This window comes from Halorubrum sp. AD140 (assembly GCF_034497445.1).
GTDB lineage: Archaea > Halobacteriota > Halobacteria > Halobacteriales > Haloferacaceae > Halorubrum.
On the sequence record NZ_JAXRUU010000164.1, the window covers coordinates 1 to 1,595 of the forward strand.

At 72.8% G+C, this 1,595-nt stretch carries 2 protein-coding genes; both read left to right on the forward strand.

The features are described from left to right. A partial coding sequence (locus U4E84_RS16985; protein WP_322533284.1) for a VOC family protein occupies window positions 1-618 on the forward strand: 618 nt, incomplete at its 5' end. Window positions 619-715: 97 nt separating this feature from the next. Then, on the forward strand, window positions 716-1,573 hold the full coding sequence (locus U4E84_RS16990) for a TatD family hydrolase (protein ID WP_322533285.1): 858 nt from the start codon (window positions 716-718) through the stop codon (window positions 1,571-1,573). Window positions 1,574-1,595: the final 22 nt, after the last annotated feature.

The window sequence follows — 1,595 nt, forward strand, 5'->3', positions numbered from 1 at the left end:
GGGCTCCCCGTCGAACTGGTCGCCGTCGATATTCCGGAGGACGACCCGACGACCGCGTGGACCGCGTTCGTCCCCGAGTCGGCCGCGATCCGCGGCTTCCACTCCGTGACCCTCTGGCTCGACGACGCCGAGCGCACGACGCGGCTCCTCCGGACGATGGGGCTGACGGAGGTCGACTCCGAGGCGGACCCCGCGACCGGAGACGACCGCACCCGCTTCGCCGCGAGCGGCCCCGTGGGCAAGTACGTCGACGTCGTCGAGACGGACCGGACGGGCAGTTCGGGTCGCGGCACGGTCCACCACGTCGCGTTCCAGACGCCGACGGACGCCGACCAGTCCGGGATGCGCGACGCGGTCGCGTCGTTGGGGTTACGCCCGACCGAGCAGATCGACCGCCACTGGTTCCGGTCCGTCTACTTCCGCGAGTTCGCCGGCGTCCTCTTCGAGCTCGCCACCGCGGACCCGGGGTACGCGAGCGACGAACCGCTCGACGAACTGGGCGAGCGGTTAGTGTTGCCCGGGCGGTTCGAGGACCGCCGCGACGAGATCGAGTCCGGGCTCGCCGACGTGACGGTCCCGCGGTCCGACGCGGCGTTCGCCGCGAACCGCGCGGACTGAGCGGCCGACTGCGCACCGCCGGCGCGCCCCGGAGCAAACTCGGTCTCCGCCCGCCCGGGACCGATCCTTCTAATCCCGCGCGGCCGAACGCCTTCCCATGACCGAGGATCTCGGCACGCCCGTGCTGGACAATCACCTCCACCTCGACCCGCGACACGGCCGCGGGGTCGAGGCCGTCGAGGAGTTCGCCCGGCTCGGCGGCACCCACCTGCTCGTGGTGAACAAGCCCTCGTGGCTGCTCGGCGTCGAGCCGGACGAACCGGACGACTTCCGGGCCGTCTTCGAGGAGACGCTGGAGACGGTCGCGGCCGCGACGGAGGCGCTCCCGGGGCGCGCGTGGCCCGTCCTCGGCGTCCACCCCGGCCTGATCAGTCGGCTCGTCGACGAGCGCGGCTTCCCGCCCGACGACGCCCGCGACCTCATGCGTGGCGGGCTCGAGGTCGCGGGCGAGTACGTCGCGGATGGCGACGCGCTCGCGCTGAAGTCCGGCCGGCCCCACTACGACGTGAGCGACGCCGTGTGGGAGGCGTCGAACGCGGTGACGCGGCGCGCGTTCGAGCTCGGGGCCGACGTCGACTGCGCGGTCCAGCTCCACACCGAGGCCACCGAGGACCTGACCGACCTCGCCGCGGTCGCCGACGAGGTGGGCCTCGACCCCTCGAAGGTGGTCAAACACTACGGGGCCGGCGAGTTAGCGGGCGTCACGCCGAGCGTGATGAGCGACAAGGACCGGTTGGAGCGCGCCGCCGAGGCCGACGAGCCGTTCCTGATGGAGACGGACTTCGTCGACGACCCGGACCGGCCGGGGATGGTGCTGGGGCCGAAGACCGTCCCGCGGCGGGTGCGGTGGCTGTTAGAGGAAGGACACGACGAGGCGGTCCGACGGGCGCACGTCGAGACCCCCCGCGCGGTGTACGGGATCGACGCCGAGGCGACGCTCGAACGGGAGCCCTGAATCCGGGAATCTCCCGCGTGAG

Bases quoted from the DNA above. Each gene is read 5' to 3' on its own strand.
- U4E84_RS16990 (WP_322533285.1), top strand. From the start codon at position 716: ATGACCGAGGATCTCGGCACGCCCGTGCTGGACAATCACCTCCACCTC.